This is a genomic window from Borrelia venezuelensis (assembly GCF_023035835.1).
Taxonomy (GTDB): domain Bacteria; phylum Spirochaetota; class Spirochaetia; order Borreliales; family Borreliaceae; genus Borrelia; species Borrelia turicatae.
Map to the genome: position 1 here is coordinate 577,938 of NZ_CP073220.1, position 20,242 is coordinate 598,179.

General features: G+C 29.1%; 18 protein-coding genes and 1 tRNA gene. 13 read left to right on the forward strand and 6 right to left on the reverse strand.

Translation table 11 applies throughout. From position 1 onward, the window contains the following. Position 1 precedes the first annotated feature (1 nt). Positions 2 to 571: a PTS glucose transporter subunit IIA gene (crr, locus tag bvRMA01_RS02825; RefSeq protein ID WP_247032031.1), complete on the forward strand. Its 570-nt coding sequence runs from the start codon at positions 2 to 4 to the stop codon at positions 569 to 571. Between the two features lie 33 nt (positions 572 to 604). Here crr and htpG read toward each other — a convergent pair whose 3' ends face one another. After that, positions 605 to 2,452 carry a molecular chaperone HtpG gene (gene htpG, locus bvRMA01_RS02830; protein WP_247032033.1) on the reverse strand — a complete coding sequence of 616 codons (1,848 nt, stop codon included), beginning with the start codon at positions 2,450 to 2,452 and terminating at the stop codon, positions 605 to 607. A 120-nt stretch (positions 2,453 to 2,572) separates the two neighbouring features. On the opposite strand from htpG, the gene gnd reads away from it, so the two are divergent. Then, the gene (gene gnd / locus bvRMA01_RS02835; RefSeq protein WP_247032035.1) at positions 2,573 to 3,967 is read left to right on the forward strand and encodes a decarboxylating NADP(+)-dependent phosphogluconate dehydrogenase; all 1,395 of its coding nucleotides are present in this window, start codon (positions 2,573 to 2,575) and stop codon (positions 3,965 to 3,967) included. Positions 3,968 to 3,981: 14 nt separating this feature from the next. Here gnd and bvRMA01_RS02840 read toward each other — a convergent pair whose 3' ends face one another. Beyond that, entirely contained in the window at positions 3,982 to 4,521 is a 540-nt protein-coding gene (locus bvRMA01_RS02840) for a BAPKO_0422 family outer member beta-barrel protein (RefSeq protein WP_011772504.1), read from the reverse strand. A 129-nt stretch (positions 4,522 to 4,650) separates the two neighbouring features. Next, positions 4,651 to 5,166 carry a BAPKO_0422 family outer member beta-barrel protein gene (locus bvRMA01_RS02845; protein ID WP_247032037.1) on the reverse strand — a complete coding sequence of 172 codons (516 nt, stop codon included), beginning with the start codon at positions 5,164 to 5,166 and terminating at the stop codon, positions 4,651 to 4,653. Positions 5,167 to 5,288: 122 nt separating this feature from the next. Between bvRMA01_RS02845 and bvRMA01_RS02850 the strand changes: the two genes are divergently transcribed. After that, on the forward strand, positions 5,289 to 5,540 hold the full coding sequence (locus tag bvRMA01_RS02850; RefSeq protein WP_247032039.1) for a hypothetical protein: 252 nt from the start codon (positions 5,289 to 5,291) through the stop codon (positions 5,538 to 5,540). An 18-nt stretch (positions 5,541 to 5,558) separates the two neighbouring features. Here bvRMA01_RS02850 and bvRMA01_RS02855 read toward each other — a convergent pair whose 3' ends face one another. Next, positions 5,559 to 6,074 (reverse strand): DUF3996 domain-containing protein, encoded by a 516-nt coding sequence (locus tag bvRMA01_RS02855; RefSeq protein WP_247032041.1) that lies wholly within the window; start codon positions 6,072 to 6,074, stop codon positions 5,559 to 5,561. A gap of 472 nt (positions 6,075 to 6,546) precedes the next feature. On the opposite strand from bvRMA01_RS02855, the gene bvRMA01_RS02860 reads away from it, so the two are divergent. From bvRMA01_RS02860 to bvRMA01_RS02890, 7 genes are read left to right on the forward strand one after another with little or no spacing between them, the layout of a single operon-like run. Further along, the gene (locus bvRMA01_RS02860; protein ID WP_247032043.1) at positions 6,547 to 7,080 is read left to right on the forward strand and encodes a chemotaxis protein CheW; all 534 of its coding nucleotides are present in this window, start codon (positions 6,547 to 6,549) and stop codon (positions 7,078 to 7,080) included. Positions 7,081 to 7,097: 17 nt separating this feature from the next. Then, on the forward strand, positions 7,098 to 7,409 hold the full coding sequence (locus bvRMA01_RS02865; RefSeq protein WP_025375564.1) for an STAS domain-containing protein: 312 nt from the start codon (positions 7,098 to 7,100) through the stop codon (positions 7,407 to 7,409). 23 nt (positions 7,410 to 7,432) lie between these two features. Continuing rightward, complete coding sequence (locus bvRMA01_RS02870; RefSeq protein ID WP_247032045.1) at positions 7,433 to 9,586, forward strand: chemotaxis protein CheA; 2,154 nt, start codon at positions 7,433 to 7,435, stop codon at positions 9,584 to 9,586. A gap of 48 nt (positions 9,587 to 9,634) precedes the next feature. Next, positions 9,635 to 10,786 (forward strand): CheB methylesterase domain-containing protein, encoded by a 1,152-nt coding sequence (locus bvRMA01_RS02875; RefSeq protein ID WP_011772510.1) that lies wholly within the window; start codon positions 9,635 to 9,637, stop codon positions 10,784 to 10,786. Continuing rightward, on the forward strand, positions 10,786 to 12,558 hold the full coding sequence (locus bvRMA01_RS02880; RefSeq protein WP_247032047.1) for a hypothetical protein: 1,773 nt from the start codon (positions 10,786 to 10,788) through the stop codon (positions 12,556 to 12,558). The genes bvRMA01_RS02875 and bvRMA01_RS02880 overlap by 1 nt, the downstream gene beginning before the upstream one ends. Before the next feature lie 37 nt (positions 12,559 to 12,595). Further along, complete coding sequence (locus bvRMA01_RS02885; RefSeq protein ID WP_247032049.1) at positions 12,596 to 12,970, forward strand: response regulator; 375 nt, start codon at positions 12,596 to 12,598, stop codon at positions 12,968 to 12,970. Positions 12,971 to 13,016: 46 nt separating this feature from the next. Then, entirely contained in the window at positions 13,017 to 14,360 is a 1,344-nt protein-coding gene (locus bvRMA01_RS02890) for a Sapep family Mn(2+)-dependent dipeptidase (protein WP_283847587.1), read from the forward strand. A gap of 132 nt (positions 14,361 to 14,492) precedes the next feature. On the opposite strand, the gene bvRMA01_RS02895 is transcribed toward bvRMA01_RS02890, so the two are convergent. Together bvRMA01_RS02895 and pyrH are read right to left on the reverse strand one after the other, a co-directional pair. Further along, a tRNA-Leu gene (locus bvRMA01_RS02895) sits at positions 14,493 to 14,576 on the reverse strand. Between the two features lie 8 nt (positions 14,577 to 14,584). Beyond that, complete coding sequence (pyrH, locus tag bvRMA01_RS02900; RefSeq protein WP_011772514.1) at positions 14,585 to 15,274, reverse strand: UMP kinase; 690 nt, start codon at positions 15,272 to 15,274, stop codon at positions 14,585 to 14,587. A 220-nt stretch (positions 15,275 to 15,494) separates the two neighbouring features. On the opposite strand from pyrH, the gene bvRMA01_RS02905 reads away from it, so the two are divergent. From bvRMA01_RS02905 to pyrG, 3 genes are all read left to right on the forward strand, one after another. Continuing rightward, positions 15,495 to 16,559 carry a glycosyltransferase family 2 protein gene (locus bvRMA01_RS02905; RefSeq protein WP_247032053.1) on the forward strand — a complete coding sequence of 355 codons (1,065 nt, stop codon included), beginning with the start codon at positions 15,495 to 15,497 and terminating at the stop codon, positions 16,557 to 16,559. Positions 16,560 to 16,620: 61 nt separating this feature from the next. Next, positions 16,621 to 17,439 carry an ATP-binding cassette domain-containing protein gene (locus bvRMA01_RS02910; protein ID WP_247032055.1) on the forward strand — a complete coding sequence of 273 codons (819 nt, stop codon included), beginning with the start codon at positions 16,621 to 16,623 and terminating at the stop codon, positions 17,437 to 17,439. A gap of 1,138 nt (positions 17,440 to 18,577) precedes the next feature. Further along, the gene (gene pyrG, locus bvRMA01_RS02915) at positions 18,578 to 20,188 is read left to right on the forward strand and encodes a glutamine hydrolyzing CTP synthase (RefSeq protein ID WP_247032057.1); all 1,611 of its coding nucleotides are present in this window, start codon (positions 18,578 to 18,580) and stop codon (positions 20,186 to 20,188) included. Positions 20,189 to 20,242 lie beyond the last annotated feature (54 nt).

Below are 20,242 nucleotides of genomic sequence, written 5' to 3' on the forward strand. Positions count from 1 at the left end.
TATGGGTTTTTTGGGTTTTTTTAAAAAGTCCGCTACTTTGGATTTAATAGCGCCTGTTAGTGGAAAAGTTGTTTCAATTGATAAAGTGCCAGATGAAGCTTTTGCTGAGAAGATAGTTGGCGACGGAATTGCAATTATGCCAACTGGAAGTGAGTTGGTTGCACCTTGTGATGGAAATATTGGTAAAATTTTCAAAACTAATCATGCTTTTAGCCTTGAAACTAAAGAGGGTGTTGAAATTTTTGTGCATTTTGGTATTAATACTCTTAATTTGAATGGTAAGGGTTTTACAAGAGTTGCCGAGGAGGGTATGAGCGTCAAACAAGGTGATGTTATTATTAGATTGGACCTTGAGTATTTAAAGGCTCATGCAGAGTCAGTAGTTACGCCTGTTGTTATTGCAAATTCTGATGAAGTTTCAAGCATTGAGTATGTGTTTGGAAAGCTTGATGATGGTTCTGAATATATTGTACCTTCTTCTACTACTTTAACTGAGGACGTTAAAACTAAGATATCTCAGACTAAGCCTGTTGAGGCAGGCAAAGATTTGGTTCTTAGAGTTAAAAAGTAAGTTCGCAAGCTTATGCTTGCGAACTTACTCTCATTATATGTTTTGTTCTAACATTTCATTTATTATGTTTATAAATTGACGTGGGTTTTTGCTTTGTAGACCGGAAGTTATCATTGCTTCTTCAAAAAGAATAATGCTTATTTTTTCCAAGTTTATATCATCTAGATTTTTTAAATTTTGAATGATTTTATTGTTTGGATTGAGTTCAAGAATAGGTTTTATTTCTTTAACCTCTTGTCCCATTGATATCATAATTCTTTGCATTTGATAAGTGGGGTCAGCACTATCAATTATTATTGCTGATGGTTCTTGTGTTAACGTTGCTGATAGTGATACATCTTTGACATGATTTTTAAGTATTGTTTTTACTTTAAGTAGGATGTCTTTGAATTCTTCTTCCATTTGTTTGAAATTTTCATCTTTTAGTTCGTCACTTGTTTCGTTTTTGTTTATTGCTTTTAACTTTATGCCATCATATTCTGTGATGAAATTTACAATTGCCTCATCAAGTTCATCATCCATAATGAGAGTTTCATATCCTTTTTCTTTGTAAGCAGTTACAATTGGATTGATTTTAAGTATATTTTCTTTCCCTCCGGTTATATAGTATATGCTTTTTTGTTCCTCAGGCATTCTCTCTTTGTATTCTCTTAAAGATACAAGTCCATCTACGTGAGAAGACTTAAATCTAATTAAGGATATAAGTTTGCTTCTGTTATCAAAGTCAGAATAAACCCCTTCTTTTAAACATCTTCCAAATTCTTTGGAAAATTCATTGAATTTAGAATTATCTGACTCACTTAGCTTTTCAAGTTCACTAAGTATCTTCTTTACAGAAGATGCCTTTATTTTGGCCAATATTTTGTTTTGCTGCAAAATTTCTCTACTTACATTGAGGGGCAAGTCTTGACAATCTATTATTCCCTTTATGAATCTTAAGTAATTTGGAAGTAAGCTGTCTGCAGAATCTGTGATAAAAATTCTATTTATGAATAATTTTACACCAGGTTTAGTGTTTGGGTAGTACAGATCATAGGGAGCTTTGCTTGGAACATAAAAAAGATTTGTATACTCAATACTTCCTTCTGCTTTTGTATGAATATGAATTAATGGATTTTCATAATCAAAGGTTAGATTTTTATAAAATTCATTGTATTCTTCATCAGTGATTTCATTTTTATTTTTTATCCAAATTGCTGTTGTATCATTTAATTTATCTTCCTTTTCTTCAAATCCTTCTTGTTTATCATCCTTCATCAAGGGTTCTTTGTACTTGATGAAGATAGGATAACTTATGTGATTTGAATATTTTTTGATAATCTCTTGGATTTTCCATTTGTTGGTATATTCAATTCCTTCTTCATTAAGATAAAGGGTTATTTCAGTTCCATATTCATTTTTTTCTGCCTTATTTATTTCATATCCTGTTTTGCCGTCACTAGACCAGAGATAGGCAGTATCTTCCAATGCTTTTTTTGTTACAAGTTCAACTTTGTTTGCGACAATAAAAGCACTGTAAAATCCAACTCCAAACTGCCCAATTAAGCTTGCAGTATTTTTCTCATCTTTTTTTAGGTTTTTTATAAATTCTTTAGTTCCTGATTTTGCAATTGTACCAAGATGATTAATCAGGTCTTCTCTGTTCATCCCAATACCATTGTCTTTTATTTTAATGAGTTTTTCGTCAAAGCTTATTTCTATTTTTGGATCTAGTTTGATATCCTTGAATTTTTCGTTTGTTAAGTTTAAAAATTTAAGCTTATCAATGGCATCAGAGGCATTTGATATTAATTCTCGTAAAAATATTTCTTTATGAGAATAAAGAGAATGTATGATTAAATAAAGTAAATCATTAACCTCTGTATCAAATTGTTTTTTCATAGAATTCTCCTGTCTTGCATTTGTTTTAATCTTTACTTTTTTTATAATATAACATAATCTAAAAATAATGAATAAAGTAAATTTGTCTGTAATAAAAAAATTAGGGTAGAGGATAGTGCAATGGATATTGGTATTTATGGGCTAGGAGTTATGGGAAGTAATTTGGCGTTAAATATTGCTGATAGCGGTTTTAATGTTTCTGTTTATAATAGAGATAATGATAAAACAGAAGTTTTCCTTGTAAACGATGCTCATAAAAAGATTAATGGATTTAAAAATATTGAGGATTTTATTGGAAGTTTAAAAAAACCTAGAAAAATCATTTTAATGATATCAAGTTCAGCTGTTGATGAAGTCATTGAACAAATTTTACCTTTAGTTGAAAAATTCGATATTATTATTGATGGTGGAAATTCTCATTATAAAGATACAATAAAGAGAGAGAAAGAATTATCTTCTAAGGATGTTTATTTTGTTGGACTTGGAATTTCAGGTGGTGAAAAGGGTGCAAGATTTGGACCTTCGTTGATGTATGGTGGGAGCAAAAAAGCTTATGGATTAATTGAGCCTATTTTAAATAAGATAGCTGCTAAGACAAATATGGGAGATATTTGTTCTGCTTATGTTGGTGAGAGTGGAGCTGGACATTATGTAAAGATGGTTCACAATGGAATTGAATATGCAGATATGCAACTTATTTGTGAATCATATTTTTTTATGAAGAGAGCTTTTAATTTAGATAATTTAAAAATTTCCGAAGTATTTGACAAGTGGGGAGAAGGTGATCTCTCTAGTTATTTAATAGAAATAACATCTAAAATTTTAAAATATAAGGAAAATAATGAATATTTACTTGATAAGATTTTAGATGTTGCAAATCAAAAAGGTACTGGGAAGTGGGTATCAATTGAAGCTTTGCAATTAAATGTGCCAGCAAATTTAATTTTTGAGTCTGTGTTTGCAAGGTTTTTGTCGGGATTAAAACATGAACGAGTAATTGCTAGTGACATTCTTAAAATGGACGTGGATTCTGTTGAATTTGATTTGAGTGATTGGATTTTAGATCTCTATTATGCTCTTTTGGTTTCCAAAATACTAGCTTATGCTCAGGGTTTTATGATGCTTAAGAGTGCATCTGTTAATTATTCTTGGGACTTGAACTTGGGAAAGATTTCTTTGATTTGGAGAGAGGGTTGTATAATTAAAAGTGTTTTCTTAGAGAAGATTAAATTGGCTTATGATAAGAATCCACATCTTATTAATTTAATTTTTGATGATTATTTTTTAGATATAATAAGAAATCATCATAAGTCTTTAAGGCGAATAGTCTCAAGGGCTAGTGAAATTGGGATACCTTTGCCAGCATTTTATGCAAGTCTGTCTTTTCTAGATTCTTATTCTACTAATTATTTACCAGCTAATTTAATTCAGGCCCAAAGAGATTTCTTTGGTGCACATAGTTTTGAAAGAATTGATTCAAAGAGAGGTGAATTTTTTCATAGTACTTGGGAATGATTTGAGATTGGTGTTTAAATATAATATTTAATGAATATTCCACCTATTATATTTGTTTTAAGTCCTGCATAGAGGTAGTGATATGCAATGGATTTTGCGTTTGATACAAATTCTATTGAAGGTGCTATTTTAAGACCTACTTCTATTTGTTCTGTTAAATCATAAAAAATAGCTATTGGAATTCGAAATCCAAATCCTATTTCCATGTTTATGAAATTTGATTTGTTAGATGATATGTGTATGTTTCCCCCAATTCCTGTACCAATAGATAATTTTTCTATTAATGGTATTGTTAATATTAGATCTAAGGCTGAGAGTACAAATATGTTAAAATCATATTTTTTTGATTTGAGTTTGTCTTCTGACAGATTAATACCATTAGTTCCTCCATAACCTATTTCAAGATCTATGAATGGGAATGACATAATATAATTAAATATTGGGTTTCCAATGCTTCCTCCAAATCCTATTTTTCTATCTGAATATGAGCTTTTTCCAAATGCACCGCCCCATATGTTTAGTGTTAGTATTGCTATTAGCACTAATTTCTGCATTAAATCTCCAATAATTAATGTTTCTATATCATTATATTTGATTTTTGATGATTAATAAAATTTTATAGGATGAATTCTGTTGATTTAATTTTTATTTAAAATTTGAAGTGTTTATAATTCTGTTTATTTTTATGCAAACCAAAGTCTCATACCAAGCCCAGCAAATGCTTCCCATTTTTGTTTTGGATTTCCACCACCAATACCCCAAATATTGATACCCGGTCCTGTTTTTAAGAATATGTCAAAATTTTTTTTGATAATTGGTAAATTTAGGGTGAGCGATATTCTAATTCCTATATTTGTCGAATTATACGTTTTGCGGGTATTTTGCCATTCAGGTATCCACCATAACCCATAAATTCCGATTCCCAGTGAAGCATCTATCACTTTAGATTGTTCTGACGAATCTGATGAGAGTGCAGTAAACTCTAGGGAAGCAAATAATGTATTGAAATTGTTGAATAAATTTTTTAATCCGTTATAAATTCCAATTTCTATTGTGATGTTTTTACCTAAAACTAGTTGAAATGCGTTTGATAATGGCCCTAGTATTCCAATTCCGAAATAGCCTTTATTTGTGTGAGACTCTTTTGCTGAAACATTAAAGTAGTTTATTAGTAATAAGATTAAGATTATTTTTTTCATGTACTGATAAATCCTCTCATTTTTTAAGTATATACTCGATTGTTTTTAAAGGGAAGTAATAGTATGAATTGTCATTTTTAAATCAAATTATATATTTAAAAATTTCAGTAAGTTAAATATTTATGCTTTGTGAGCGTTTTGTCAAATATTGTTCTAATGTCAATAATCTTTATAATTTCAGTTTGGTTTTAAGTTATGAAATGAAATTTGTTATTGATGATTTTCAATATACATGTTATTTGAATCGTGTATGGTTTTGGGATAATATCAGTTTTTTGGGAGTGGGATCATTTGATGTTTTTGAGCATATGTTGAAATTTTATTTTGATATTTTACTTAATTTGTCAAGAGAAATACTTAAATACTTCTCTTGATGTGATAAGCAGTTATTTTTATACAAACCAAAGTCTCATACCAAGTCCGGCAAATACCTCCCATCTAAATCCAACTCCTCTACTCCAAATATTTAATCCAAGACCAGGTGCTACTTTTAAGAATATATCAAATTTTTTTCTGGCTATTGCGAGATTTAGGATCAGTGGTAATCTTGCTCCTAAGCTCATTGGTCCACTATTTATTTTATTATTGCTCCATTTTGAAAACCATATTGTTCCATATCCACCGCCTCCAACAGCAAAGTCTAGCATGTTATCTGCTCCTGCAAAAGTATGTATATAAAAGATGTAGTCTATTGCAAGGAATAAAGTTTTCCAATCCTTAAAAAAGTTGTTTGTCCCACTGTAGGCACCTAAGTCTATGTCAAAATTTCCAATATTGAATTCTAATGCAATTGGAAATGGCAGTAAAATTCCCATACCAAATTTGTTTCTTGCTGTTGATGTTGAATTTGCAAAAGCAGATATTGATACTAACATAAACATTAAAGCAAGCATGTTCTTTGTTTTCATAAGTTGTTTTCCTTTATTATAAATTTTAATTCTGGATTGATGTAATTCAATAGGTTTGTAATAAAGAGAAAGCGTTTCTTATCATTTATTGTTTATCCAATTGTTGTTCATATCCAAGTCTTCCTTTTATGGAAAATTGCTATTATTTGACTAATAAGAGTGAATTTTAATAATTCATGACCATTGTGAAAGTTTGATTATGGTTTTGCTTGGATTGTTTCAAATGTTCTTTTGTGAGTGTTGTTTATAGAAACCAAGTTATCAGGTATTATTGTTTCTAGTAACTTAAAGTGATGAACATTTATATTTTTACTTATATTATGTATGATGTTTGAACATTATTTTATATTTGTTTAGTATTGAAATTTTTGATTTATAATTGATACATGTGAATATGTGAGATATGTGAAGTTTGAATAAAACTTATGGAGTGTTCTATTTATATTATTAGTTATATTATTAAGAGGCATTTATGGAATTAGAAACCGATTTACAGGGTACATTAAATCAGTATCTTTTGTTTAGTTTAGATGAGCTTTATGCGATTGAAATTAAATATGTTGTTGAAGTCTTAGAGTATACTAAAATCTCAAAAATACCAAGAACCCCTGATTATATGGCAGGGATAATCAATAATAGAGGAAAAATAGTTCCAGTAATTGATATTAGAAAGCAATTTGGTATGCAAGATCGTAAAGTTAGTGATGATGGGCTTAAGAAAAAAGACGTTGATATTTCGAATATCATTATATTAAATTTGATATATGAAGGTGATGAATTGAATCTTGGAATTTTGGTAGATTATGTTAATGAGGTTCTTGAACTAAATTTATCCGATATTGATGAGGCTCCAAAGATTGGTACGGGATTTAATTCGAGATTTATATCTGGAATTGGTAAGCGTAATAATAAATTTATTATTATTCTTGATGTAGAGAATCTGTTTGATATTAAAGAACTCTCCAGTTTTAAAAATACTACAATATATGATCCTGATTGTGATTAATAGGAGTTTTACGTGTTATGATTTATAATCCAGAAGGAGAACTTGTAGTAAACAGCATCTTTAAAGTTAAAGAAGATCTTTTAAATATTCTTAAAGAGATGAAAGAAAAAGAGACGCTGGTAATGAATCTTTCAAATGTAGAGAAAATAGATGTTACTTTTATACAAATTTTGTATGCTTCAAATAAATATGCTAAAGATAGAAATTTATTTATAAAGATAGAATATCCATCTGATGAGGTTTTAAGTTCATTAATATATGGTGGATTTTTAAATGATATTGAGGATATTGATCACTTAGATTTAGGCCTTAGTTTAATTGAATTTTAGTTTTATGTATTTAAGGGCAATTTATGAATAGTAGTGATATGATAGATAAATTTAAAGATTCTTTTAAAGAGGAGTCTATAGAGAATATTTCAGATATTGAGCATGCACTTCTTAATATTGAGTTTGAATCGGGAAAAGAAGTTGTCAATTCTATTTTTAGAAATTTTCATACAATCAAGGGTAGTGCAGGAATGTTTGGTTTTAATTTAACAGCTTCTCTTGTTCATGAAATAGAAACGGTTCTTGATCCTATAAAGGAAGGTTCTGATGAATTTAATCAGGATACTGTTGATGCTACTTTAATGGCAGTTGATTTTATTCGTGAACTAATTGAAGGAGATGAGGCTATTGATGAGAGTGCATATAAAAATCGTGAAAAAATTTTGATAGATACAATCAAAAAAGGATTTGGACTTGGTGTTGATGTTGGGTTAAATACTGATTCAGTTTTAAGTTCTATTGGAGGAGATCAGATAAGTTTATCTAATGATTTGGATTCACAAGGAGCTTTCTTGGATGTATCTTTGGAGCAAGGTAAATTTGAGGATGAAGCTTTAAATGTTGAGACTAAAATTTATAAAATTCTTTTTTCGCCTTCAAGGGGAATTTTATTTCATGGGCACAAACCAATCAATTTTTTAAAAAAATTATTAAATTTAGGAAATGGACAAGTTAGGGCTAGGGTAAAAAACATTCCCGACTTGGAATTAATGTCTCCTGATAATGTTTATGTTGAGTGGGAAGTCAAGCTAGAGACAGAAGAGAGTAAAAGTTCTATAGAAGATATTTTTATGTTTTTGGATGGACAGTCAAAATTTGTTGTTGAAGAAGTTAATTCATCTTATGATATACCTGAGGCTTTTGAGCTTGATTCCTTAGTAAATAATTTAGATAAAGGTGTTGATGAAGTCTGCTCTAAAGAAGAACAGAATTCATCAAAAACAGAAAAGATATTTAATAAAACGGCTCTTAAGGGTGGAGCTAATTTTAATGATGATACTGCTAAGAGTAAAGTAAACATTGCAAGTATTAAGGTTGATTCAAAAAAATTGGATCATTTGGTCAATCTTGTTGGTGAACTTGTTACGATTCAATCTAAGCTTGCAAAGGAAGCTGAGAGTAGTAATAATAATATTTTAAATTCAATTTCAGCTGAATTTTCTTTGCTTATTAATGAGCTTAGAGATTATACCACAGGACTTAGAACAGTTCCTATTGAGATTTTATTTGTCAAATTTCAAAGAATAGTTAAAGATTTATCTGCTCAACTTGGCAAATCAATTCGTTATCATTCACAAGGTGGTGATACTGTTCTTGATAAAAGTATTATTGAAAGATTAAATGAACCTTTAGTGCATTTAATAAGGAATGCAATTGATCATGGAATTGAACCGGCAGAAGAGAGAATAGAGGCAGGAAAAGATCCGCAAGGTGTCATTAAGCTTTCTGCGCATCAATCAGGTGATTCTGTGATTATTATTATTGAAGATGATGGTAGAGGACTTAATAAGCGTAAAATAATTAAGAGAGCTATAGAGAGATATATAATATCTGAGGCTGTTTCAAGGACTTTATCAGATGTGGATATTTATAATTTAATTTTTGAACCGGGATTTTCAACAGCTGATGTTGTGACAAATGTATCAGGCCGTGGTGTTGGAATGGATGTTGTTAAAAAACAGGTAGAGTCTCTTAGAGGAAATGTGATTCTTGAGAGTGAATTTGGCAAATATACTCGCATAAAGTTAATTTTTCCTTTGACTTTGGCAATTATTGAAGGGTGGCTTGTGAGGGTAAAAGATGAACATTTTATTGTGCCTCTCTCTAGTGTTGAGTCTTGTCTTGAAGCTGATAAATTGATGTCTAAGGTGTGTGGGTTTGAAAATAATAGTAATGTTATGAATTATAGAGGAAGCATGATTAGCTTTATACGTTTGCGAGAATTTTTTGAAATATCTGATGAAGAAAGTGATAGTGAGCATGTTGTTGTTGTTAATGCAAATAGTGGTAAAATAGGAATTGTAGTGGATGAGGTATTAGGACAACATCAGACCGTTATAAAAACTTTAGGTAAAATTTATTCTAAAGTAGAAGGGGTTTCTGGAGCTACAATACTTGGAGATGGTAGTCTAGCCTTAGTAGTTGATATTGATACAATAACCAAGGTTATAAGGTAATATGATTGAACATAATATATTTAACATAATATATTTTGGGCTTTTATAATGAAAATATTGATCATTGATATTCAAGGTCTTATAAGACAGGTTTTTGTTAGAGCTTTTTCTAAGGATTTAAATGTTGAGATATTAAATCCAGGTTCTAATTCTTTAAACCTTATTAATGTTTTTTTACAAAAATTTCCTGATTTGGTTATTGTTGATGAAAATTCTGCCAAGTCTCATTTTGGAAATGCTCTTAATAATGTTCTTAATAATATCTCACTTCCTGTTATTTTTATAGCAGAAGATGAAGTGTATCCACAATTTGGCTTTCTTGAATCTAAGAGAGATAAAATTAAACTAATAATAAATAAACTTAACTTTAAACTTACAGTTAATTTATTTAGAAGTGATTATTTGGATTTAATAAAATCTGAGATCAAGAAACTAGCTGGTAATAAATTTATTGTTTCTTTTGAGACTAAGAGAATAAAAGCCCCTGATTCTTTTGTTAAGTCTGAGAGTAAAAAATCTGAAGGTAGTATTTCTGGTATAACAAGAAGCTATAAGGTTGCCGATGTGATTAATGTTGCTCCTAAGAATGATCCAGATGTTATTCTGAAATATCAAGGTGTTATTAATAAAAATAAAACCGGAAAAGTTATTTTTGTTGGTTCTTCAACTGGTGGTACTGAGGCTTTAAGAGTATTTTTAAAGTTTTTTAAAAGAGACTCTCCTCCAATTGTTATTGTTCAGCATATGCCAGGGGGTTTTACAACATCTTTTGCAAAGAGTTTGAATAATGAGCTTGAAATTGATGTAAAAGAGGCTGAAGATGGAGATATTTTAAGGCCTGGTCTTGTAATAATTGCCAATGGTCATTATCATTTAATTGTGAAGTATGCTAATGGGAACTATTTTGTTAATTTATTAGATGGTCCTTTAGTTAGTAGACATAAGCCTTCTGTTAATGTCTTGTTTCGTTCTGCGGCTATGTATGCTGGAGAAAATGCTATTGGGGTTATGCTTACGGGAATGGGAGATGATGGTGCTTGTTGTATGCTTGAGATGAAGAAAAGTGGTGCATATAACATCGCTCAAGATCAGGTAACGTCTGTGGTATTTGGAATGCCTATGGAGGCAATAAAAATAGGTGCTGTAGATAAGGTTCTTCCTTTAAATAAAATATCTGAATATATTTTAAGGAGATCTTAATGGAAGATGATGGTAAATTTCTGGATATTAATCCGCATATTAATAAATTATTTGTTGAACTTGAGGCTTTTGATAGTCGTTCAAGGCAAGTTTATGCCAGTTTAAGTAAATCAATTCCTAAATTAATAGAAAAACTTTCCAAAGATATTAAAGATTTATCTTTTAATATTGGGTTTATTTCTAATCTTGATATTGATAATGATTATTCTTTGAATAACTTTATCTCTAAAGTAATAAGGGTATTGAATGATTTTGTATCTTATTTTAATTCTTCAACTGAATTGCTTGAAGCACAGTTTGGCGTGATAAGAGATAAGGTTAAAGATATAGAGATTCTTGAAGATGTAATTGAAAAGATGAAAAAAAGTTCTATTGATATGGAAATAATGTCGATTAATACATTGACTGTTGCCATGAGGGCTGGGAGAGCAGGAGGTGCTTTTTCTTATATTACAAATGAGATTAAGACTTTAACTCAATCTATGATTAAGCAAGCAGACCAGCTAACTAGTAGGGGTAGAGATATTAAAGTTGGACTTGATCGTGCTAAGGATCAGGTACTTGAAAATAATACGGCTGAGAATAAAATTCTTGAAGAATTTAAAGATAATTTGATTAAAAATATAGATGAATTTTCAGGGGGTATTGGCGAAGTTATTGCCTTTTATGATAACATATTAGGTATACTTAGTGAGTTTAAATTCAAGTTTGTAAATGCTGTGTCTTATCTACAGTTTCAAGATAGACTTACTCAGTCTTTGTATCATCTAAATATTATGTATTCAAGCATTGATGTTTTTAAGTTTAGAGATACAAGTGAGGTTCAGAAGTTAAAAGTTTTATCTGTTTTTACAAATTCATCCAAAATGATAGTTGGAGATGTTATTGTTAAGTTGGATGAAAATTTGAGGGCTTTTGAAGAATTTATTGACACATCGATTTCTTCTATTCAGGTCATTAATGATTTAAAGTCAGATAATTCTTCATATATTGATATTTCAAGATCAGTTGAATCTTTTTCCGTGATTTTATCGAATTTACTTAAAAGGATTGATGATGTTGAAAAAAATAATTCTAATTTTTTAAATCTTTATTATGAACAGATTAAGCTTGTTAAATCTTTGGAATTAATGTTTTCAAATATTTCAGCTATCTCTTCTAGGTTTCAAAATATTAATATAGCTTCCAAAATAGAGGTTGTAAAGAGGGTTGAACTTGAGGATATGGAAGGTAATATTTCTGAAATGTCAAAAATTATTAGTGATATTGAGCTAAATATTACCAAAGGACGGGAGTTTTTGTCCCAAATAATATTTTTCTTTGAAAAAGTTGTGAAAGATTGCGATAATAGATTTTATCTTGAAAGAAATTATTTTAACAAATTTAAAAAGCTTTTTATGGAGATAAAGAATAATATTTTTGAGATAAAAAAGATTGCTCTTGATCAGGTATTATCCTATGAAATCTTTCCAGTTGATTTTTTAGAAATATTTGAAGAAGTAAAGTTAGGTATTCATAATATTAAGAATTTGAGAATGGATCTTTTAAATCTTGAAAAGACTTTAATGGAAATGGACAATGATATTAATAGTACTCTTGATTTAGAGTTATTGAAAAATGGTCTTAAGTGTGTTGAAATTGAAGATAAGGAATTTATTCGCAGAATTGCTAATAGGTTTACTTTGTTTATTCATAAAAAATATTTATTGTCTCTTATCGAGGATGAAAAGGATGTTCATTCATTTGATGAGGGTAGTGTAATTTTATTCTAACTTTTGTATACTTTTTATGTGGTTTTAGGAGCGTTACATGCAAAAAAGGATTTTGGTTATAGATGACAATAGGGCCATTAGGCAAAGTGTTGCTTACATTTTAGAGCAGAGTGGTTTTGGAGTTTCTGAGGCTCAAGATGGGTTAGAGGGTGTATCTAAGTTTAAGGAAGCCGTTGGACAGAGTGATAAAGATTTTGATCTAATTATTACGGATATCAATATGCCTAACTTGGATGGAATAGGGGTGATTAAACAGATAAGGGAGTTTGGAAGTTTTGTTCCAATACTTGTTTTAACTACTGAATCTGAACAGTCAAAAGTTGATGAGGGGCGTAAAGCTGGTGCTACTGGTTGGCTTGTTAAACCTTTCAATCCCGACACTCTTATGCGAACAATATCAAAAATATTTTAGCTTTTATTTTTAAGTTGTCTTAAATTTGTGCTCAAGGTTTAGTTTTATGGATTTTAAGTTAGAAAAACAATTTTATTTCCATTTAGGAGAGTTGATAAAATTTAATAGTGTTAACGCTTCTGCTTTGAAAAATAGGCCTTTTGGGGAACAAATTGATTTATGTTTAGATAAAGTTTTGGAAATAGCTAAAAATATTGGTTTTAAAGTTTATAGGGATCGGGATGGATATTATGGTTTTGCTGATATAGGGCAGGGTGATGAACTTATAGGTATTTTGGCCCACATTGATATTGTTGATGCTGGCAATGTGTCTAATTGGAATTCAAATCCTTTTAAACTTGATTTTAGAGATGGCAAAATATATGCTAGGGGTATTCTAGATGATAAGGGGCCTTTGATGGCTGTTCTTTATGCTTTTAAATTATTAGTCTTAGAGGGGATTTTTTTTAATAAAAGGTTTAGGATAATTTTTGGAACAGATGAAGAGGTGGCGTGGCGTTGTATTGAGCAATATAAAATTAAGGAAGAGATTCCTGATTTTGCTTTTACACCCGATGGTGATTTTCCTGTTGTTAATGCTGAGAAAGGGTTATTGCAATTCGATGTTATTAGTGATGAGAAGTTTTTTATGGATTTTGAGATTGGAACTGGATATAATGTGATTCCTGATGAATGTTCTTTTAAGCTTGGTGATTTTAATAAAGATGATTTTAGAATTTTACTTGACAGTTTTGGTGGTAAGATTAGATATAAATTTTTTGAGAACAGTGTTTTAATTCATGGAATTTCTGCCCATGCTTCATTACCTGAACTTGGTGTTAATATTGCTCCTTATGCACTAAAGATTATTAAATCTTTAGGTGTAAAAGCCAATTTTATTAACTTTTTTGAAGATAGGATTAGTTTTACTATTAATGGTGAGAAACTATTCGGTAAAGTTTTAGAAGATTCGAAATCTGGACAACTTACTCTTTGCTTGACAAAGGTTAAATTGTCTAAGACATCTAATCAAATTTTATCTTTTGATATGAGATATCCTGTAAGTTGTAGACGAGAAGAATTAGTGGATTTGATAAAAAGAACTTTAAATGTATATTCTTTAGATTATCATGAAGTTTCTTTTCTTGATCCTCTTTATGTTGATTCTGATTCAAAGTTTATTGAGTCTTTGATTGAAGTTTATAAAGCCTTTACAGGTGAGAGTAATGTTAGTCCTATTGCTATTGGTGGTGCAACTTATTCCAGAGCTTTAAAAAATTGCGTTGCTTTTGGTCCATTATTTAAAGGCTCAGATAATACAGCTCATAAAACCAATGAGTATATTGATGAGAGTGAACTTATGAATCTTGTTTTAATTTATAAGGATGCTATTAAGAGACTTAATACTTAAAATTTTATCTTTAAAAGGTTTAGTATCAATAATTCAGGTTTATTTTATTAGATTTATTAATATTATTTAGCAGCTGGTGTTTATTTGTAGTCTTTCCGCTGGTAGATATTGTTTCTTATTAAAATAAACTAATACCGGTAGTCGGAGTCGAACCGACACAAGGTTACCCTCATCAGATTTTGAGTCTGACGCGTCTACCAATTCCGCCATACCGGCAATAGTTTTTATTTTACTACAATAGTTCCTAAAAAATCATCATTTTTATCAAAAACTTTCTTTAAGTTTTGAAGATCAGTTCCATTTAATATGTAAGCTTTGATACCAAGCTTTAGTGCTAGCTTCGTTGCTATTGGGTCAAACGGTAAATTTGAACCAGGCTCCCAGTTTTTTCCAACAATATTTTGTAATTCATTCCAAGTAATATTACTTAATCCTTTTGCATCATCAAATTTTTTTGGATCTTTATCATAAATTTGATTTACATTGGTTAAATTAATTATTTCATCTGCTTTAAACTTTTCGGCGAACTTTACAGTAATATAATCTGTTGAAAATCCTGCTTTCCATCCTGATGCAATTACTATTTGTCCTTTAAAATGAAAATCTTGAGTTGGATCGCTTACAATATTGTCAATGCAGAGTGGTTGCATTGCTTTGCTGATAAGTTTGGCATTTAGTTTGGTTGCCATTATTCCAATCTCATCAAGTTCATGATTTTTAAACTTAGGATTAATTTGTTTATAAGCATCTTGATATTCTCTTGCCGTTTTTCCTCCTCCTGTAATTAAGATAATTTTTCTCCTATTATCTTCTTGTACCCATTTGAAAATAAGATTTTTAAGATTTTTAATATATTCTATGTTAATTTTGTCAGGATTGATTATTCCACCTCCAAGGCTAATTATTTTTAGCATTTAAACTCCTTATTCTTTGAGTCGATTATCTGTTTCTTTAATTTGTATTTTGTATTATATAGTATTTATATCGAATTTGTTGGAAAATATATTTAAAATCATGTAAGCTTATTAACTATACTATGCAATATTTCCTTATATCTTGTAATTAAGAATATTTAGTATATTTAGTTATTAATCCAGGCTTTTTGTTAAGATTGGTATTTATTTGGAGGGTTTTATGTGTAAGTACAAGGTCTCTGTGATTATTTGTTTTTTTAATTCTGATAGTACCCTTGAAGTTATGATAAAGAGTGCTCTTAATCAAACATTAAGAGATAAAGAAATTATACTTGTGAATGATGGTTCTTACGATAATAGTTTAAAGATAGCTCAAAAATATGCTGATCAGTATGATTGTGTGAAAATTATTAATCAAAAAAATCTAGGAATAGCTGCCTCTAGGAATAATGGCCTTGAAAAGGCAGAAGGAGAATATATAATTTATTGGGATAGTGATGATTCTGTTGAGAATACTATGCTTGAGGTATTATATAATAGGGCAAAGGCCGATAATTCAGATGTTGTTTGTTCTCAATTTTACGTTTACTTTATTGCAAGAAATATTAAAAGAAGATCTGCACTTCCTTTTCCAAATTATCCAATAACTGGGGAAGAGGCTTTTAAAAATTTATTATTAACTGTTTTTGCTAGCTTTTCTAAGAAAAATTTTGTTGTGGGTACATTGTGGGATAAACTGATTCGAAGAGATTTAATTGTAAAAAATGATATCATAGTAAATGATGTAATATTAGAAGATATAGTTTTCATGCTTCATGTTTTTTTAAAGGCAGATAAAGTTTCTTTTGTAAATAATTATTTTTATACTAACTTTCAGTGGATGAGAAGTGCCAGTTCATCAATTAATGTAATTAGTAAGGTTTCTTTATCATTGAAGGTTGTGGAAAGTTTTTTAAAGGAAGAAGGAATTTTTGAGAAGTATTTTGAATATTATAAAAGATTTTATTTGCAGCTTTATTATTATATTTCTTTTAAGCAGATTTATATTATAGGTTGGCACATTAAAGATCGACTTGTTTATAAGGCGCATAAAGCAAAACTTATTTCTGTTCTTAATGAGGTTCAAAATTCTAAGGAATTTCAAATTTATTATGCAAGTCTTAAGGGAGCTAGGTTTAGTGAGATTCAGATTTTGCCAAAAATTATGTTAAAAGTTTGGCATCTTAGCGCGAGACTTTATGTTAATTTTTCTCTATTTATTTATAAATCTTTTTTGAAAAATTAGTGTTTTATTATTGTATTTATTATGGACTCTTTTTATAATTTAACATAAAGGAGAATTTTTATTGAAAATAGAATTTATAGATGTTTCATTTTCTTATCGTAAGATCAAAGTTTATTCAGACTTGAATTTAGCTTTTTCAAAGCCACAGACTTACTTGATTCTTGGCAAGAATGGAATGGGAAAAACTACTTTACTTAAGCTTATTAGTGGGCTTTTAAACCCATTAAAAGGAGAAGTTTTATTTAATTCTTTAAAAGTTTTTCCAAGAAATCCTTTAAATTTAGTGAATTTGTTTTTTGTGCCTGAAGAATTTGATTTACCCAGTGTTTCTTTAAATGATTATTATAGGTCTTTGTGTAAGTTTTATCCAAATTTTAGTGAAAAAGATTTTAAAGAATACTTGTTGAAATTTGAGATAGATATTAATCTAAAGTTTGGCTCTTCTTCTTACGGCCAAAGAAAAAAGAGTATTATTGCTTTTTCTTTGGCTACAGATGTTCCTATTTTGATATTTGATGAACCAACAAATGGTCTTGATATTGCTTCAAAGAATGTTTTTAGAGATATTATAAGTAATTTAAAAAACAAAATAGTTTTTGTTACAGGGCATAATGTTAGAGATTTAGTAGATATTGTAGATCATTTAACCATTATTGGTAATAATAATATTCTTTTTTCGAATTCAGTTTCTTATATTAATAATAGCTATAAAGTTAAGATTGTAGATAAATTAGAAGGGGAAGAGCTTTATTATGAAAAAGTAAAAGGTGGTTTTAAGGCGCTTTATTTTGAGAGTGGTTTTTGCGATGATAATGTTGACCTTGAGTTTTTCTTTTTATATATCACTAGCAATAAATTAAAGGATTTAGCTAATGTTTAGTTTAAAAAGATTTTTTTTGTTATTTAATTTTGATTTTGTCTATCATAGAAAATTATATTTGTATTTTGTTTTTTCAATTTTTTTAGTTTTTCCTTTAATTTATTTTTTTTTAAAAATTTATGGATTTACTAATTTAATTAATTTTATCTTTATTGATAGCAAATTATTTTTTTTCGTTTTGTTTTGTATTGTGTATATTGTGTCAATATACAATATGTTTGATCATTATAAGCCGATTCATGATTTGCTTAAAGATGTATTTTATTTATCTCTGCCTGTTTCTACTCTAGAGAGATATTTGTTTGTTTTGGTTAAATTTTTATTTATTTTACCTTTGTTTTTAATTATTTGTTGTTATATAAGTCTAAATTTAACTGTGTTATTGGATAAGAATTTTTTTGTGGGAAATCAAATAAATTATCTTTCCTTATATTTTGTTTTTTCATTTTTTAAAAAGACTTGTGTTATCTATTTCGTCGGATTTCCTATATTTTTGTTATCTAGAATTATATTTAAAAATTATCCTTTTTTTAGAGCTATTGTCATTGGAAGCTTGTTTTTCACATTATTGGTTGTCTTTTTTTATTTTGTTATATTTTTTGTTAATACCTATTTATTTAAAGTTGGGAACGATTTTGGTGGTTGGGGTGAGTATTATTTTATTAAATTTATTTGTATGCTTTTTGCAGGATTTATTTATTTTTGTGCATATTTCATTCTTAAAAATTTAGGAAACTTAAATACTAAAGTTAATTTGAGCATTTTAGCGGGAGTCATATCTTTTTTTGCAGTGTTGTTCTTTTTTTTGTTGGCATTTTTAACTATTTTTGTGTACGTATTTCGTTTTTAAGATTTAGTAGTTATATATTTATTTGAATTGAGTAAATGTTGATTTTCATAGCTACTATTTTTTATTAAAATGATATTTTAAAAGTAATTTTTGTTTATTCATAAATTGTATTATGTGGGAAATTTATTTTTGTAAGGATAAAGAGAATATTATTCTTAAATTTATAAATTTTTTTGTAATTATACATTAACCTTACAAGATTGTTGTGGTGTTAAAGATTTTGATTTAATGTGATTTTTAATCATTGGTATTGGTTGTTTAAACTTATTTTTTTTTTGGAGGATTTTAATGATAGATAATTTAAAAATTTTGGTGGTAACAGGTGGTGTGATTTCTGGAATAGGTAAAGGAGTTACATCTGCAAGTATCGCACGGTTATTTAAGGATAATTTGAAGATAACACCAATTAAATGCGATGGTTATCTAAATACTGACCCTGGTACTATAAATCCTGTTGAGCATGGAGAGGTTTTTGTTCTTGATGATGGTGGAGAGGTTGACATGGATTTTGGTCATTATGAAAGATTTTTAAATCTGAATTCTAAGTCTAATTGGAATATTACTATGGGTAAAATATATAAGAATATTCTTGAAAATGAGAGGCATGGGAAATATTTAGGGAGAACTGTACAGCTTATTCCTCATGTTACTGATGAGATTAGGGAGACAATTTTTAAAATTGCCAAAGAAGAGAGCAGTGAACTTCTAGTAATTGAGATTGGTGGTACTGTAGGGGATATGGAAAATATTTTGTTTATTGAAACAATGAGACAGATAAGATATGAGATTGGGAGTGATAATATTGCTTTTGTGCACTTAACTTATATTCCAAGTCCTGTTGGAATAAATGAGCAAAAGTCTAAGCCTACTCAGCAGAGTGTAAAGACTTTAAATAAAGCTGGAATTTTTCCAGATTTAATTATCGCAAGAAGTTCTCAACTCTTAACAAAACAGATGAGACAAAAAATAGCAATGTTTTGTAATGTTGATACTTTATCCATTATTGATAATACTGATGTTTCAACTATTTATGAAATACCCATATCTTTTTATAAACAGGGATTACACGAAATTTTGGGTTCAAAGTTAAAAATAAATGTTAAGCCTAAGGTGGATGGGCTTGAGCGATTAGTAGATATAATAAAGAGGAATCTTGTTTCTCCTCAAAGGATTGTAAATATTGCTATTTGTGGTAAATATACTGAGCTTGGTGATTCTTATGCATCAATATTTGAGTCTTTAACCCATGTGTCTGCTAATTTAGATATTTTAGTTAAAACAACTGTAATTGATAGTACTAATTTTGATGAAGGGATGTTAAAGGGTATAGATGGTATAGTAGTGCCTGGTGGATTTGGGGGGAGAGGATATGCAGGTAAAATTCGTGCAATTAAATATGCTCGTGAGAATGATATTCCTTTTCTTGGTATTTGTCTTGGCATGCAACTTGCAGTAATTGAGTTTGCGCGTAATGTTTGTGGAATATTTGATGCTGATACTGAAGAGATTTTATCTGAAGGTAATTCTATATGCAGTTCTATAACCCCTGTTATTCACTTATTGCCTGAGCAAAAGGAATTTACAGATAAGGGTGCTACAATGCGACTTGGAGGTTATTCTGTTTTATTAAAGAAAGATACTCTTGCTTTTAAACTTTATGGAAGTGAGATGATCGTTGAAAGATTTAGGCATAGGTATGAAGTTAATAATGATTATCTTGATTCGTTTAATAATCATGGACTTATTGTGTCTGGATTTTCTGAAGATTTTCGAATAGTGAAAATAATGGAAATACCAAAGAATAAGTTTTTTGTGGGTTGTCAATTTCATCCTGAGCTTATTACAAGATTGGAAAATCCGTCTAAGCTTTTTGTAGGTTTAGTAAAAGCATGTCTTTAATTTTTAAGTCATTTTATTTTGATTGGTTTATTTAATGTATTTCATATATTTAGT